At 64.4% G+C, this 15902-nt stretch carries 8 protein-coding genes; 5 read left to right on the top strand and 3 right to left on the bottom strand.

Annotated elements, in window-relative coordinates:
* Positions 1-136 precede the first annotated feature (136 nt).
* Both purL and ADJ79_RS01435 read left to right on the top strand, forming a co-directional pair.
* Positions 137-4192 carry a phosphoribosylformylglycinamidine synthase gene (purL, locus tag ADJ79_RS01440; RefSeq protein ID WP_050714469.1) on the top strand — a complete coding sequence of 1352 codons (4056 nt, stop codon included), beginning with the start codon at positions 137-139 and terminating at the stop codon, positions 4190-4192.
* Positions 4193-4251: 59 nt separating this feature from the next.
* Complete coding sequence (locus ADJ79_RS01435; RefSeq protein ID WP_050714468.1) at positions 4252-5616, top strand: sodium-dependent transporter; 1365 nt, start codon at positions 4252-4254, stop codon at positions 5614-5616.
* Between the two features lie 203 nt (positions 5617-5819).
* On the opposite strand, the gene ADJ79_RS01430 is transcribed toward ADJ79_RS01435, so the two are convergent.
* Positions 5820-6155 carry a hypothetical protein gene (locus ADJ79_RS01430; RefSeq protein WP_156303948.1) on the bottom strand — a complete coding sequence of 112 codons (336 nt, stop codon included), beginning with the start codon at positions 6153-6155 and terminating at the stop codon, positions 5820-5822.
* A gap of 380 nt (positions 6156-6535) precedes the next feature.
* Between ADJ79_RS01430 and poxB the strand changes: the two genes are divergently transcribed.
* Positions 6536-8257 carry a ubiquinone-dependent pyruvate dehydrogenase gene (gene poxB, locus ADJ79_RS01425; RefSeq protein WP_050714466.1) on the top strand — a complete coding sequence of 574 codons (1722 nt, stop codon included), beginning with the start codon at positions 6536-6538 and terminating at the stop codon, positions 8255-8257.
* Between the two features lie 386 nt (positions 8258-8643).
* Here the strand turns inward: poxB and ADJ79_RS01420 are convergent, their stop codons facing one another.
* Both ADJ79_RS01420 and ADJ79_RS01415 read right to left on the bottom strand, forming a co-directional pair.
* The gene (locus tag ADJ79_RS01420) at positions 8644-9336 is read right to left on the bottom strand and encodes a hypothetical protein (RefSeq protein ID WP_050714465.1); all 693 of its coding nucleotides are present in this window, start codon (positions 9334-9336) and stop codon (positions 8644-8646) included.
* Positions 9333-10592 (bottom strand): pesticin C-terminus-like muramidase, encoded by a 1260-nt coding sequence (locus ADJ79_RS01415; RefSeq protein ID WP_050714464.1) that lies wholly within the window; start codon positions 10590-10592, stop codon positions 9333-9335. The genes ADJ79_RS01420 and ADJ79_RS01415 overlap by 4 nt, the downstream gene beginning before the upstream one ends.
* Positions 10593-10923: 331 nt before the next feature.
* Here ADJ79_RS01415 and ubiD point away from each other — a divergent pair, with 331 nt between their 5' ends.
* Together ubiD and ADJ79_RS01405 are read left to right on the top strand one after the other, a co-directional pair.
* Complete coding sequence (gene ubiD / locus ADJ79_RS01410; RefSeq protein ID WP_050714463.1) at positions 10924-12420, top strand: 4-hydroxy-3-polyprenylbenzoate decarboxylase; 1497 nt, start codon at positions 10924-10926, stop codon at positions 12418-12420.
* A gap of 270 nt (positions 12421-12690) precedes the next feature.
* Positions 12691-15816 carry a DUF2339 domain-containing protein gene (locus ADJ79_RS01405; protein WP_082202792.1) on the top strand — a complete coding sequence of 1042 codons (3126 nt, stop codon included), beginning with the start codon at positions 12691-12693 and terminating at the stop codon, positions 15814-15816.
* Positions 15817-15902 lie beyond the last annotated feature (86 nt).

The raw sequence follows: 15902 nt of genomic DNA, 5'->3' as shown, positions 1-15902 counted from the left end.
CTTGCGTGCCGTTTGCGGCCAGGACGTGGGCGGGTTTTCGCTTGCGGGCATGGGGCGGGGCGCGCCAGGCAGGCCGTGGCCAGCAAGCCCGCTGCCTAGAATTCCCGCTTTTTTTCATCTCTGCGCCCTTCTCCCCATGACCGAGCACATTCATTTTTTCGAGGGCGGCAATGCCCTGAGCGAGTTCCGCGCGCGGCAGTTGCTGCCGCGCTTGCAGGCGGTGGCAAAAGGGGTGGCGGGCGTGCAGGCGCGGTTTGTTCATGTGGCGGCGTTTGACGCAGCGCCCGGCGAGCCTGTGCTGGAGCGGCTGCGGGCGCTGCTGACGTATGGCGAGCCGGCAGCGGATGGGGCGGATGCTGCGGGCGCGGAAATCGTTGTCTCGCCCCGGCTGGGCACGGTGTCGCCGTGGGCGAGCAAGGCCACGGACATTGCGCGCAACTGCGGCTTGCCGGTGCGGCGCATCGAGCGGGTGACGCAGTGGCGCTTGCGCGGCGCGCTGGCCGACAGCGAGCGCGAGGCAGCGGCGGCGCTGCTGCATGACCGCATGACCGAGAGCGTGCTGCCCGGCGTGCAGGCGGCGCGCGCGCTGTTCGAGAGCCTGCCGCCGGAGCCGATGGCGCATGTGGATGTGCTGGCGGGCGGGCGCGCGGCGCTGGAGCGGGCCAATGACCAATGGGGGCTGGCGCTGAGCGGCGATGAAATGGATTACCTGGCCGAAGCTTTCGTCAAGCTGGGGCGCAATCCCACGGATGTGGAGCTGATGATGTTCGCGCAGGCCAACAGCGAGCATTGCCGCCACAAGATTTTCAATGCCGAGTTCGTGATTGACGGCGTGGCGCAGCCGCAGAGCCTGTTCGCCATGATTCGCCACACGCACCAGCAGCAGCCCGCGCATACGGTGGTGGCCTACAGCGACAACGCGGCGGTGATGGCCGGGCACGAAGTGCAGGCGTTCGGGCCGGTGGTTGCGGCTCTGGATGCCTGCTCGGGCGCGAATTCAGGCATGAAACCGGCCCCAAGTCCTGGTGGAATGGGCGCGGGCAGCTATCAAAAGAGAAGCGAGCTGCGGCATGTGCTGATGAAGGTGGAAACGCACAACCACCCCACGGCCATCAGCCCTTTCGCGGGCGCGGCCACGGGCGCGGGCGGCGAAATTCGCGATGAAGGGGCCACGGGCCGGGGCGCAACGCCGAAGGCGGGCCTGACGGGCTTTTCCGTCAGCAAGCTCTGGGGCGGCCTGGCCGATGCGCCGGGCGGCAAGCCGGAGCACATGGCCAGCCCCTTGCAGGTGATGACGGAAGGGCCGCTGGGCGGCGCGGCGTTCAACAACGAGTTTGGCCGCCCCAATCTGGCGGGCTACTTTCGCGAATACGAGCAGTGGATAGGCGGCGTGCAGCGCGGCTATCACAAGCCCATCATGCTGGCTGGCGGCGTGGGCAGCATTGACGCGCGGCTGACGCGCAAGACCGAATTTGCCCCCGGCGCGCTGCTGGTGCAGCTGGGCGGGCCGGGCATGCGCATCGGCATGGGCGGCGGCGCGGCCAGTTCGCTGGCGGGCGGGGCCAACGCGGCGCATCTGGACTTTGACTCGGTGCAGCGCGGCAACCCCGAAATGCAGCGCCGCGCGCAGGAAGTGATCAGCGCCTGTCAGTCGCTGGGCGAGGCCAATCCCATTCTGGCCATTCACGACGTGGGCGCAGGCGGCCTCTCCAACGCTTTCCCCGAGCTGGTGAACGATGCAGGCCGTGGCGCGCGCTTTGACTTGCGCGCCGTGCCGCTGGAAGAAAGCGGCCTGGCGCCCAAAGAGATTTGGTGCAACGAGAGCCAGGAGCGCTACGTGCTGGCCATTGCGCCCGAGTCGCTGCCGCTTTTTGAGCAAATCTGCCAGCGCGAGCGCGCGCCCTTTGCCGTGGTGGGCCAGGCCACGCAGGAGCGCCAGTTGCAGGTGACGGATGCCGGCGCGCAAAGCCCTGTGGACATGCCGCTTGATGTGCTGCTGGGCAAGCCCCCGCGCATGAAGCGCGACGTGCGCAGCGTGCCGCGCACGAGCGCCGCGCTGGACGTAACGGGCGTGACGCTGCAAAACGCCGTCATCCAGGTGCTGGCGCACCCCACGGTGGCGAGCAAGCGCTTTCTCATCACCATTGGCGACCGCACGGTAGGCGGCCTCACGCACCGCGACCAGATGGTGGGGCCGTGGCAAGTGCCCGTGGCCGACTGCGCCGTGACGCTGGCCGACTTGGACGGCTTTGCGGGCGAGGCCATGAGCGTGGGCGAGCGCACGCCGCTGGCTGCGCTCAACGCCCCCGCCTCAGGCCGCATGGCCGTGGCCGAGGCCCTCACCAACTTGCTGGCCGCGCCCATAGAGCTGCCGCGCGTGAAGCTGAGCGCCAACTGGATGGCCGCCTGCGGCGAGCCGGGCGAAGACGCGGCGCTGTACGCCACCGTCAAAGCCGTGGGGCTGGAGCTGTGCCCGGCGCTGGGCGTTTCCATTCCCGTGGGCAAAGACAGCCTGTCCATGCGCGCGCAGTGGACGGATGCCGGCGGCGCGGCGCACAAGGTGGTCTCGCCCGTCAGCCTGGTCATCAGCGCCTTTGCCAGCGTGGATGACGTGCGCGGCACGCTCACCCCGCAGCTGAACCGCGACGAGGCCGACACGACGCTTGTTCTCATCGACCTGGGCCGGGGCCAAAGCCGCATGGGCGGCTCCATCCTGGCGCAAACGCTGGCGCAAGGCGGCGGCGACGTGCCCGACCTGGACGACGCGCAAGACCTGGTGCGCCTGGCCGCCGCCATCAACGAACTGCGCGCCAGCGGCCAGATACTGGCCTACCACGACCGCAGCGACGGCGGGCTGCTGGCCGCCGTGTGCGAAATGGCCTTTGCCGGCCAGGTGGGCGTGGCCCTGAACGTGGACATGCTCGTGACCGAAGGCGACGGCATTGCCGACAGCCGCATGGACGCGGGCGACGCCAAAAACTGGGCACAGCAAATCAGCGCCCGCCGCGAAGAACTCACCTTGCGCGCCCTTTTCAATGAAGAACTGGGCGTGGTGCTGCAAGTGCGCACCGCCGGGCGCGACGCCGTCATGCAGACCTTGCGCGCGCACGGCCTGAGCCGCCACAGCCATTTCATCGGCAAAACCCGCCCCGACAGCGCCCCGCTGGACGTGGGCAAAGGCCGCATCAGCATCTGGCGCGACACGAAAGAAGTCTTCTCCGCCAGCCTGCGCGACTTGCAGCAGGTATGGGACAGCGTGAGCTGGAAGATCGCCCGCGAGCGCGACAACCCCGAATGCGCCGACGCCGAGCACGCCGCCGCTGGCGCGCCCGGCGACGGCGGCCTGCACGTGCACTTGAGCGAAGGTTTGGACAAAGCCCTGGCGCAAGCGATGCAGCCAGCGCCTGCCGCCCCCGCCTTGGCGCTGGCCCGCCCCAAAGTCGCCATCTTGCGCGAGCAGGGCGTGAACAGCCACCGCGAAATGGCTTGGGTGTTTGACGCCGCCGGCTTTGAAGCCGTGGACGTGCACATGAGCGATTTGCACGCGGGCCGCGCGCGGCTGGACGATTTCAGGGGCCTGGTCGCTTGCGGCGGCTTCAGCTATGGCGACACCCTGGGCGCGGGCATCGGCTGGGCGCGCTCCATCACCTTCAGCCCCGCGCTGGCCGGGCAGTTCCGCGCCTTCTTTGGCCGCAGCGACACCTTCGGCCTGGGCGTGTGCAACGGCTGCCAGATGTTCGCCGAGCTGGCCGGCATCATCCCCGGCGCTGAAAACTGGCCGCGCTTTACCACCAATCGCAGCGAGCGTTTTGAAGCACGCCTGAGCCTGGTGGAAGTGCTGGCCTCGCCCAGCCTGTTTTTCGCGGGCATGGCGGGCAGCCGCCTGCCCATCGTCGTCTCCCACGGCGAGGGCTTTGCCAACTTCAGCGCGCGCGGCAACGCCGCCCAGGCCATCGCCGCCATGCGCTACGTGGACCACGCAGGCCAGCCCACCGAAACCTACCCCTGCAACCCCAACGGCAGCCCCGGCGGGCTGACCGCCGTGACCACGCCCGACGGGCGCTTCACGGCCATGATGCCGCACCCCGAGCGCGTAAGCCGCAACATCCAGATGAGCTGGACGCCCCTGGACCCATCCGCCCCCAGCCCCTGGATGCAGATGTGGCGCAACGCCCGCAAATGGGTGGGCTGACCCTGCCTTTGGCCTGCCGCATCCGCACCGATTCAAAAACCTTTTTCCGCTGAAACCCCATGAGCACCGAAAAAAAAGAACGCCAAACCTGGTCCAACCGCCTCACCTACGTGCTGACCGTGGCGGGCGCCACCGTCGGCTTTGGCGCCACCTGGCGCTTTCCCTACCTTGTGGGGCAAAACGGCGGCGGCGCTTATGTGCTGGTGTTTTGCCTGGCCATGTTTCTCATCGGCATTCCCATGATCCTGGTGGAAAACGTCATTGGCCGCCGCCTGCACGTCAATTCGGTGGATTCATTTGGCGGCCAGGCGCAAGGCAAAAACATACCTGCCGGCTGGAAAATCATTGGCTACCTGGGCCTGCTGGGCGCATTCGGCATCATGGCCTATTACATGGTGCTGGGCGGCTGGGTAATTTCCTACATCGTCCATCTTGCCAGCGGCGCGCTGGACATTTCAGCGCCCATTACCCGGGAAACCGCGAAAAATTTCTTTGAAAGCAGCGTGACGAACAGCCCGTGGGAAATCATGGCCTACACCTTCGCCTTCGTCATGGTGAATTACTACATACTCGCCAAGGGTATTATCGAAGGCATTGAAAAATCAGTGAAATACCTGATGCCGCTGCTGTTTCTGTTTCTCATCGGCATGGTGATTCGCAACATCACCCTGCCGGGCGCGATGGAAGGCATTGTTTTTTATCTCAAGCCTGATTTCAGCAAAATCACGCCCCAATTGTTCATTTATGTGCTGGGGCAGGTCTTTTTCGCGCTGAGCCTGGGCTTTGGCGTGCTGATCACGCTCTCCAGCTACCTGAACAAGGAAGAAAACCTTATTCACACGGCCGTGCTTACCGGCATCGTCAATACCGCCATCGCCGTGCTGGCCGGGTTCATGATTTTTCCTTCGCTGTTTTCCTTTGGCATTGCGCCCGATTCCGGCCCCACGCTGGTGTTTCAGAGCCTGCCCATCGTTTTTTCCCATTTGTGGGCGGGCAAATTCTTCGCCATCATCTTCTTTGGCCTGCTGCTGATTGCGGCGCTGACCACTTCCATCACCATTTATGAAGTGCTCGTGACCGTGCTGCACGAAAAATTCGGAATGAGCCGCATCTGGGCCATTACCCTGACGATGGGCGGCATTTTCATTTTTGGCAACGTGCCCACCATACTGGGCGATAACCTCTGGAAAGACGTCTCCATTTTCGGCAAAAGCATTTTCGATGCCTTTGATTTTGTCAGCGGCAATATCCTGTTCATGCTCACCGCGCTGGGCTGCGCCATTTTCGTGGGTTTCGTGCTCAAGGACGAGGCCAAAAAAGAGCTGTCGCCCACGCCCGATTCCCTGTTCACGAAAATCTGGTTCAACTACGTCAAATACGTGGTGCCCGTCATCATCGTGGTCATCTTTGCCAGCTTGCTCTGAGCCTGCCTGGGAACGGTTTTGCAGCCGCCACACCCCGAAAGTCATGGTCTATTTCGCTGCTTTTTTGATAGCATAGAGTCCCGTAAAACTGTGCGACAAAGGCATTTTTATGGGGCTTGAATTTGCTCTCGAAAAAAGAGCAACACACGCCAGGCTGAAGCTGCGGCTGGCTTGCGCATCCGCATGACCAAGCAAGGGCACTTTCAACCGCCTCCCTTTTTCACAAGCCATAAAATAATGCTTCTCATGATTGCCAGTGGCCAACAGATGAATGTGACATCAAATAGCAGAATCGCCGTCTTGTAATTCAGGTTTTTATTCAGCAAGAGGCAAACTCCTGTCATCGGCAGCACTCCGCCAATAAATGGCACCATCGAGCCTGTGATGCCATAAACATAGTAACGGAATAGCACCTTGATGTTATCCAGGCAAATGATGGCGCCAATTATAAAAATCATGACAGGGCCAATGGTATTCATATTGATCATCAGATTTCCCAAAAAATATATACCCCGTTTGTCCTGAATAGAGATGCTCATTTTCAGGCTGAAATTCCTGCTCTCGTGCTGATGCCGCCCCAATTTCCACATCAAGGTATTGGCCGGACAGGGTTTGAACAGGCCCGGAGTCTGGCCGCAAACCGGTTTTGCAGCCGCTCACACCGCGCGAATCATGGCTTGTTTCGCTACTTTTCCAATAGCTTCAGGTCCCGTAAGGCTCCGTAAGGCTATGTGGTAGAGGCGTTTTCGGGCCTCAAATTTGCCCCCGAAAACAGGGCGCAATACGCCCAATCCGGGCTGCGCCTGGACGGGCGCGGGCATGCCACCACTGCCAGTGCAGCAACTGGGCTGATGGATTGACACGGCGCAGGGCGCTTTTTACCCTGCCGGATCTATTTTCTTGACTGGAGAACTTTCCCATGAGCCTCACCATTGCCGATTTGCTGGTTCAGACCCTTGCCAACGCGGGCATCAAGCGCGTGTGGGGGGTAACGGGCGACAGCCTCAACGGCATCAACGACAGCCTGCGCCGGGACGGGCGCATTGAGTGGATGCACGTGCGCCACGAAGAAGCGGCGGCTTTTGCCGCTGGCGCCGAAGCGGCTCTGACGGGGCAGCTGGCCGTGTGCGCGGGCAGCTGCGGGCCGGGCAACCTGCATTTGATCAACGGGCTGTTTGACTGCCAGCGCAACCATGTGCCGGTGCTGGCGATTGCCTCGCACATTCCGTCATCCGAAATCGGGCTGGGCTACTTTCAGGAAACGCATCCGCAAGAGCTGTTTCGTGAATGCAGCGTGTTTGCGGAGCTGGTGACCAACCCCGCGCAAATGCCCGAAGTGCTGCACCGCGCGCTGAATGCCGCCGTGGGCCAGCAGGGCGTGGCCGTGCTGGTGCTGCCGGGCGACGTGAGCCTGCTGCCCGCGCCTGCGCCGCACACGCACTGGGCGCCGCCGCGCCTGCCGCGCCTGGCGCCCGCCGAGGCGGACGTGGACGAGCTGGCCCGCCGCCTGCAAGATGCCAAGGCGCTCACCATCCTGGCCGGCAGCGGCTGCGCGGGCGCGCATGACGAGCTGGTGGCGCTGGCAAGCAAACTGAAAGCGCCCATCGTCCACACCTTGCGCGGCAAGGAATTCGTGGAGTGGGACAACCCTTGCGACGTGGGCATGACGGGGCTGATCGGCTTTTCATCTGGCTACCACGCGCTACTCAACAGCAGCGCGGTGCTGATGCTGGGCGCCGACTTTCCCTACCGCGCCTTCTACCCGAAGGACGCCGCCATCTTTCAAGTGGACCGCAACCCGCAGGCGCTGGGCCGCCGCGCCCCGCTGGCGCTGGGGCTGGCCGCTGACGTGGGCGAAACCTTGCGCGCGCTGCTGCCGCGCATCGCTGAAAAAAGCGACCGCCGCTTTCTGGACAACGCTCTGCGCCACTACGCCAAGGCGCGCGAGGCGCTGGACGATCTGGCTCAGCCATCGGCCGCCGGCCGCCCCGTGCACCCGCAATACCTGGCCCGCCTCATCAGCGAAACGGCGGCCGACGACGCCGTGTTTACCGCCGACGTGGGCACGCCCGTCGTCTGGGCCGCGCGCTACCTGAAGATGAATGGCCGCCGCCGCCTGCTCGGCTCTTTCAACCACGGCTCCATGGCCAACGCCCTGCTGCAAGCCATGGGCGCGCAAGCCGCCAGCTTGCAACGGCAGGTGATCTCGCTGTCTGGCGACGGCGGCTTCACCATGATGATGGGCGAGCTGCTCTCGCTGGCGCAACTGCGCCTGCCCGTGAAAGTGGTGGTGCTCAACAACGGCACGCTCGGCTTCGTGGCCATGGAAATGAAGGCCGCCGGCTACCTGGACTACGCCACCGACCTGCAAAACCCCGACTTCGCCGCCATGGCGCAAGCCATCGGCATCAAAAGCTGGCGCGTGCAAGACTCAGCCGCACTGCCCGAAACGCTGCGCGAAGCCTTCGCCCACCCCGGCCCCGTGCTGGTGGACGTGCACACGGCCAAGCAAGAACTGGCCATGCCCCCCGTCATCAAGGCCGAACAGGCCAAGGGCTTCAGCCTGTTCATGCTGCGCGCCATCCTCAGCGGACGAGGCGACGAAATCAAGGAACTCGTTAAAACCAACCTGCTGCGCTGACACCGTCTGACACTGCCCAAAAGGCAGGCGCCCAGCGGCGGCCTGGCTTTGCGCCGCGTTGCCGTCACAAGAACGGCACGTAAAGCGGATACAGGATTTCCTCTTCGCGCCGTATGCGGTCTTGCAGCACCTTGCCCACCTGTTCCAGGTCGGCCAGAAAAAAGCTGGCCAGTGCGGAATCTTCGCCCAGGCGGGCGTAAGTGCGTCAGTTCATGATCTGGCCGTGAGGGGCAGAAGTGCGGATTGAGGTGGATTGCAAGACCCATCATCCGCCTAAGTCTGCGTTTTTCGCAACCACAGACAGATTGCAAACAGGTTCTGGGGCCGATGGCGGGCATTTATGGCAAGACCTGCATGCTTGGCCGTCGCGCTGCCGCGCGAGCCATTCAATTATTCGCCCTTTGACGGGCAGGCGATTTGTTTCGGGGCGGCTTTGGATCATCCGGAATGCGCTTGAATATCTGAAGCGTGGTAATCATCCGCTCGGAGGCATCTGCGTCGTCTGGCACGTTGGGATCGTACTGGGGAGCATGATTGACCAGAGTGTCTTTATCGATAGCGAACATGAGATAGCCACCAGATTTATCAAAGAAAGTCATTCCATATCGGATGATATCCTTTCGTTCCGCCTTTGAATTTCGTGATTTCAATATGGGAGCCAGGTCTTCCATTTCATCGTCAAGAGGGAGACTGCTTCTAGCGCCCATTTCTTGCTTTATTGGCTCAAAGGGGATATAGGTGCCGTTGTTCTGGCAATCATATTTCCATCGTTCCTGCCGGCACATGGCCATTGGAAAAGGGGGGTAGATGGTCATAATTAATTGATTCTGTCCCTGGAAAACATCGTATCCTTCCTCTTCCATTACGCCTAAATCGGCGAAATAGATTTTCTGGTGCGGGAAAAATAACTCTTGCGAAAATTCCTTGGCATCTATATTCACTTCCGGGATGCTTTGAATCAGCACATAAGTGCCTTCAATAGACGGATGGGAAGACTCCTCGCATCGGGCAGGTGCAGCCATGATCAGGGCGCTGGCGATGGCCAGCGCCCATGAGGCTGGATGTTTCCAGCGCATCATTTACGATGCCTCCGGCCTGGATGCGCTGAAGGAGTGGGGGTTTGCGGCTGCGCGGGCGTTTGATCTGCGGAAGCTGGCGTAGCCTTTTCATCGTCCTGTTTGACCTTGTACTCCTCGGCATTAATGGTATTGAACCAGGCCTGCAAATCGGCATGCTCCAAAGGAATACGATTTTTGTGTGAATCGTCCCTGTAATGCTTCGTGTTCAATTTATCAAGGGCGTTTTGTACCAGACCCTGTGCCAGAAATTCAGCAATTTCTCTGGAAGCGCCTTTCTTGATGTTGCCATCCTGATAATGCCTTGAAAACAAAATGGTTTGTTCCGCCGAAGAAAGCTCCTTGAATGTGCGGTGCTTTTTGATATCTTTTACGATGTCGCCATATTCTGCGATGGTATTTTTCAAATGATCGTCTTTCATTTCGGCATCCAGCAAGTCCGCCTCCTCTTTGGTCACAGTCAACGGATGCGCCAGCAGGTATTCCCCCGCTTCCGCCCGCTTGAGGTGCATATAGGGTTCCAGTTTGTCAATCAATTCCTGTGATACGCCAAAGGCTTTCAGACGTTCTTTATAAGCAACAGGCTTTTGCTGCCCCAAATCCACGCCTGTGCCGATTGTCACGCCCGACTGGCTGGAACCATTCAGTATCTTGGTGCCATCCTCCTTGGTAATGAAATTGCCTTTTTTGTCTTCCTGAAAATTCAGCAAAACCGTGATGGCCCCATTCTTGCTGATGCTCTTGATAATGGGCCACCAGGGCACATAACCGCGCAGGGCCTGGCCGCCTTCGTAGTTGGATATTTGCTCGAAGTTGATGCTGGCGCCGTGTTTCTTGTTGATTTTCTGGGCCATTTCATCGCTCATGGTGGATTGGCTGTTCGGATTGGGGCCGACCTTGTGGGTGGAAAGCCTGAGGTAATTTTTTGGCGTTTCCTCAGGTTTTTCCTTGAGCGCCTTGTCATAGGCGGCGCCAGCCAGGGCCTCCTTGTCGCCTTTGAGCGTGACGATGCCTTTGCTGAAGGTGGCGCCTTCCAGTTTCTTGGTGTTTTTGCCTATCTGGTAGAGCACTTGTGACCAGTCCTGCGGGTTCAGTTGTTGCCGGAGGTTTTCGTTGTGCTTGCAGGCCTGTTGCTGGGCGGGCGTGAGGTCTGCGCCTGCGGCCTGGCCTGCGGCGTGGGGGCTGGCGCTGTGCTGGCCGCAGGGGTTGAGCGCCATTTCAGTCAGGGAGCTGCCGCCGGATGCGGGCGGCTGCGGCACGGGGCTGCTGGCCGCAGGCTGCGCGGGGGCAGGCGGAGCGGCTGGCGCGTCTGCTGCGGGCGGAAGGACAGGCGCGGCAGGAAGGTGCGGTATGGCGTTGGACAGGGTGCGGACTTCTTGGGAGTGGTTGAGATGGGCGGCATCGTGCGCCTTGGCATACGTAAAAACAAGCTGGTGTGATTACTGGGTGATGGCCGCCCGCATGGTTGAAATAGGGGTTTTCACTGCCGTGAACCGTCAGGCAGCGCCAGCGTGCCGAACAAGCGCCCCTGCGCTCCATGCCGGGCGTATCCAGGCGCACAATTCCCGCCCGTTTTTCTCTGCTTGTTTCATGCACTACCAAGACCTGCGCTCCTTCATGGCCCTGCTGGAAGCCGATGGCGATTTGCGCCGCATTGCCCAGCCGGTTTCGCCGCATCTGGAAATGACGGCGCTGTGCGACCGCGTGCTGCGCGCGGGCGGCCCGGCGCTGTTATTTGAAAAGCCAGGCAGCGTGCAGCGCGAATACGCCATGCCCGTGCTGGGCAACCTGTTTGGCACGCCGCAGCGCGTGGCGCGGGCGATGGGGCTGGCGGATGTGAGCGAAGTGCGCGCGCTGGGCGAGGCGCTGGCCGCGCTGAAGGAGCCGGAGCCGCCGCGCGGCATGAAAGAGCTGTGGGGCAAGCGCGCGCTGATCAAAACGCTGTGGCACATGGCCCCGGCCGCCGTGCGGCAGCCGCCGTGCCAGCAAGTGGTGTGGGAGGGCGATGAGGTCGATCTGGCCCGCCTGCCCGTGCAGCACTGCTGGCCGGGCGATGTGGCGCCGCTCATCACCTGGGGCCTGACCATCACGCGCGGGCCGGCCAAGGCGCGGCAGAACCTGGGCATCTACCGCCAGCAGGTCATTGGCCGCAATGAAGTCATCATGCGCTGGCTGGCGCACCGTGGCGGCGCGCTGGACTTTGCCGAGCACCGCGTGCAGCGGCCCGGCCAGCCTTTTGCGGTGGCCGTGGCCATTGGGGCCGATCCGGCCACGCTGCTGGGCGCTGTCACGCCCGTGCCGGACGCCATGTCGGAATACCAGTTCGCGGGCCTGCTGCGCGGCGCGCGCACCGAAGTGGCCCCCGCGCTGGGCGTGCCGCTGCAAGTGCCTGCGCACGCAGAAATCGTGCTGGAAGGCCACATCCAGCCCGACGCCAGCCACCCCAGCGGCTGGCGCCACGCCACCGAGGGGCCGTATGGCGACCACACCGGCTACTACAACGAAACGGCCGAATTCCCCGTGCTCACCATCGACCGCGTCACCTTGCGGCAGGGCGCCATCTACCACTCCACCTACACCGGCAAGCCGATGGACGAGCCGGCCGTGCTGGGCCTGGCGCTCAATGAGCTGTTCGTGCCCCTGCTGCAAAAGGCGTTTCCCGAAATCCTGGACTTTTACCTGCCGCCCGAAGGGTGCAGCTACCGCCTGGCCGTGGTGCGCATCCGCAAGGCTTACGCAGGCCACGCGCGGCGCGTGATGATGGGCGTGTGGAGCCACCTGCGGCAGTTTCTCTACACCAAATTCATCGTGGTGGTCGATGAAGACGTGAACGCGCGCGACTGGAAAGACGTGATCTGGGCCATCACCACCCGCATGGACCCCGCGCGCGACACCCTGCTGATGGAAAACACGCCCATCGACTACCTGGACTTTGCCTCCCCCGTGGCGGGCCTGGGCAGCAAGATGGGGCTGGACGCCACCAGCAAATGGCCCGGCGAAACGCAGCGCGAATGGGGCCGCGTGATCCGCATGGACGAAGACGTGACGCAGCGCATGAACGCGCTGGCCGACACGCTGGGGCTTTGAGCGCCCGCCGCCCTGTTTATCAAAAAGAGGAGCAAATTCAAGGGGGGCAAAAAGCCGCTTCGCGCAGTTTCTACTAGGACATCATGCTATGAATAGATGAGTTGATTCATGGCCTTTTCACTCATTCAGTGAGACTGCGCACGATTTGCCGCGCTGCAAACCTTTTGCGGGTGCGAAAAGCGCGCAACGCTGGCCGGGGGAGGCTGGAAGCGGCGGAGGCGGGCGGTAAAGTCTGCGCCCGCAGGCGGCGGGCCTGGCAAGGAGCAACGAATGGTGATTTGGGGACTGCTGTGGGGGATGTTTCTGGGGGCGTTGCTGGCGCGTGGCGGCGGCGATAGCAGAACCTTCATTCTGGGGGGGCTGATGCTGGGCGCGCTGATGGGCTGGACGTTGCAGCTTGTGGTGCGTGCCCTGGTGCGCAAGGAATGGGCGGCGCTGCATGAGCGTGATCGCCGGGTGCGGCGGGCCGCGAGAGGGGCGGAGGGCGAAATGGCCGCGCCTGCCGTGCCTTCCGTGCCCGCCGCGCCCGCTGCATCTTCAGCGGCGCCTGCCGCGTTTGACGCCACGGCCATGCCGCCGGGGGCCGAGCCGCTTGCGCCAGCGGCTGCGGCGGACTGGCCCGCGCATATGCCGCCACTACCGCCGGAGCTGCCGGAGCCGCCAGCGCCGCCGGATTTCCGCGATTCCTTCTTTGACACACCGCCCGTGCTGGCCGCGCCGCTTTCGGAACCCGTTGCGCCCGCGCCGGAATCTGCCCAGCCCGCCCCATCCGCCCGCGCCCAGGCCGTTCATGCGCAGCGCCCCGCCGTGGCGCAGCGCGTGCGGGCGCCGCACGGCGTTCTTCAAGAGGGCGACGGCGACGATTGGATCGCCCGCGCCGCAGGCTGGCTGCTGGGCGGCAATGCCATCGTGCGCATCGGGCTGGTGATTTTGTTCATCGGCCTGTCGTTTCTGGTGCGCTACGCGGCGCAGGCGGGGCTGCTGCCGCTGCCGCTGCGGCTGCTGGCGGTGGCGGCCACGGGGGCGGCGCTGCTGGCGGTGGGCTGGCGGCAGCGCTTGCGCAAACCGGGGTTTGGCCTGTCGCTTCAGGGCGCGGGCGTGGCGGTGCTGTATCTGACGGTGTTTGCCGCCTTCCGGCTGGGGGTGATGGCCTCGCAGGTGGGCGCTTTCGCGCTCATGGTGCTGGTGTGCGCGGGCGGCTGCGCGCTGGCGCTGGGGCAAAACGCGCGGGCGCTGGCGTTTCTGGCGTTTGCGGGCGGCTTTGCCACGCCGCTGCTGCTTTCAACAGGGCAGGGCAGCCACGTGGCGCTGTTTGGCTACTACACGCTGCTGGGGCTGGGCATTGCGGCCATTGCGGCGCGGCGCGCCTGGCGCGAGCTGAACTGGCTGGGGGCGGTATCGACTTTCGGCATTGCCACGGTTTGGGGCGTGCTGCGCTACACGCCGCCAGAGTGGGGCACGGCGCAGCCCTTTTTGCTGGCGTTCATGGTGATTTACGTGGCCGTGGCGCTGCTGTATGCCCGCCTGCGCGCCGCGCAAGAGACGCCGCCGGGCCGCGCCGTGGTGGATGCCGCGCTGGTTTTTGGCGTGCCGCTGGCCGGCTTTGCCTTGCAGGCGGGCATGGTGCGGCATCTGGAATACGGCGCGGCCTGGTCGGCGCTGGGCTTTGGCGTGGCGTATTGGGTGCTATGGGGCTGGCTGGCCAGCATGGGTGAGGCGGCGCGCTGGCGCTGGCATTTGATGGCCACATGCTTCATGGCGCTGGGCGTGGGCTTTGTCACGCTGGCCGCGCCGCTGGCGCTGGATGCGCGGGCTACGGGCTTGGCCTGGGCGCTGGAGGGCGCGGCCGCTTTCTGGGTGGGTGTGCGCCAGTCGCGCTGGCTCTCGCGCGCCTTCGGGCTGGCTTTGCAGGCGGTGGCGGCGCTGGCGCTGCTGTCCGGGCTGGATGGGCCGCCTGAAGGCGCATGGCCGCTGGCGCATCCGGCCTTCATGCACGTGGCCACGCTGGCGCTGGCGGCGCTGCTGTGCGCCTGGCTGCTGCGCGCGCCGCTGGATGAAGGCGAGCCGCCGCACGGCAGCCGCTGGGAGCGCGCGTGGAAGGAGCTGGAGGCGCAGCTGGGCCTGCCGCTGCTGCTGTATGGCTTTGCGCTGTGGTGCCTGGCCTGGTATCAGGAATGGAGCCGCGTGCCCGCAGCGGGCCTGCCGCCCGTGTTTTCAGACGGCGTGGCCTTGCAGCTGACGGTGCTGTCGGGCCTGCTTTCGGCCGCGCTGGCGCTGTGGGCCGCCGCGCGCTGGCGCTGGGCGGATGCCGTCTGGCCCAGCCGCCTGGCGCTGCCCGCGCTGTGGCTGGCCTTGCTGGCGCTGTGGGGCATGGACGAGCGCGCGCTGGACGGCCTTGGCCCCGTACTCTGGCCGCTGGCGCTGGCGCTGCAATGGCTGTTCATGTGGATGGGCGAAAAGCTGGCGGGCGAATTTGCGCGGCGCGATGAGCGGCCGGGGCGCGAAGGGCATGCGGGGCGCGGGGCGGCGCCCATCCGCGTGCCTGCCTTGCGCCACCCGGCCAGCGTGTGGCTGGCGCTGCTGGTGCTGGGCGATGCCATGCGGGACGCACTGCACCGCCTGAACCCGCCCGGCGACTGGCGCGTCGCGCTTGCGCTGGCCGCCTGCGCCGCTGTGCTGTGGGCGCTGACGGCCTGGGCCAGCCGCCCGCCGCGCCAGTGGCCGCTGCGCCCGCATGCCGGGGCTTATTTGTGGACGGCCGCGCGCCCCCTGGCCGTGCTGGCCGTGCTGCAAGCGCTGTTCGTGGCCTGCACCGCAGCGGGCAACGCGCCGCCGCTGCCCTATGCGCCCCTGCTCAATCCGGTGGATGCCAGCGTGCTGGCCGCGCTGGGCAGCGTGCTGCTGTGGCGGCGCGCCGTGCTGGCCGCGCACCCGCGCATTGAAGGCGCGCGCCAGTGGCTGACCGCGCCGCTTTTCTGGGCCGCGCTGGGCGGCAGCGCCTTCATTGCCGCCAACACGCTGTGGCTGCGCGTGGCGCACCACTGGTTTGGCGTGCGCTGGTCGTCGCAGGCGCTGGGCGGCAGCTTTGTCGTGCAGGCGGGCTACTCGCTGTGGTGGACGCTGCTGGCGCTGGCCCTGATGGTGACCGCGCACCGCCGCCGCCAGCGCGTGCTGTGGATGAGCGGCGCGGGCCTGCTGGGCCTGGTGGTGCTCAAGCTCTTTGCGGTGGACCTGGCCAACAGCGGCGGCGGCGAGCGCATCTTTGCCTTCATCGGCGTGGGCGCGCTCATGCTCGTGGTGGGCTACCTGGCCCCGCTGCCGCCGCGCAAAGAAGGCCAAGCGCCAGCCAGCCAGGCGGCGGAAGAAGGCGCAGAAGAAGGCATGGAAGAAGGCTGAAACGGCAGGCTGATTTCGCTATTTGATTCGTAGCATGAGGTCCTAGTCAAACGTGCGCAAGCGCCCTTTTCTGGCCCCCTGAATTC

The organism is Ottowia sp. oral taxon 894, assembly GCF_001262075.1.
Classification (GTDB): domain Bacteria; phylum Pseudomonadota; class Gammaproteobacteria; order Burkholderiales; family Burkholderiaceae_C; genus Ottowia; species Ottowia massiliensis.
This window is presented reverse-complemented; position numbering and strand designations above follow the sequence as displayed.

Coding starts and splice junctions, on each gene's coding strand:
- ADJ79_RS01405 (WP_082202792.1), top strand. CDS start 12,691: ATGGTGATTTGGGGACTGCTGTGGGGGATGTTTCTGGGGGCGTTGCTG.
- ubiD (WP_050714463.1), top strand. CDS start 10,924: ATGCACTACCAAGACCTGCGCTCCTTCATGGCCCTGCTGGAAGCCGAT.
- ADJ79_RS01435 (WP_050714468.1), top strand. CDS start 4,252: ATGAGCACCGAAAAAAAAGAACGCCAAACCTGGTCCAACCGCCTCACC.
- purL (WP_050714469.1), top strand. CDS start 137: ATGACCGAGCACATTCATTTTTTCGAGGGCGGCAATGCCCTGAGCGAG.
- poxB (WP_050714466.1), top strand. CDS start 6,536: ATGAGCCTCACCATTGCCGATTTGCTGGTTCAGACCCTTGCCAACGCG.
- ADJ79_RS01420 (WP_050714465.1), bottom strand. CDS start 9,336: ATGATGCGCTGGAAACATCCAGCCTCATGGGCGCTGGCCATCGCCAGC.
- ADJ79_RS01430 (WP_156303948.1), bottom strand. CDS start 6,155: ATGAGCATCTCTATTCAGGACAAACGGGGTATATATTTTTTGGGAAAT.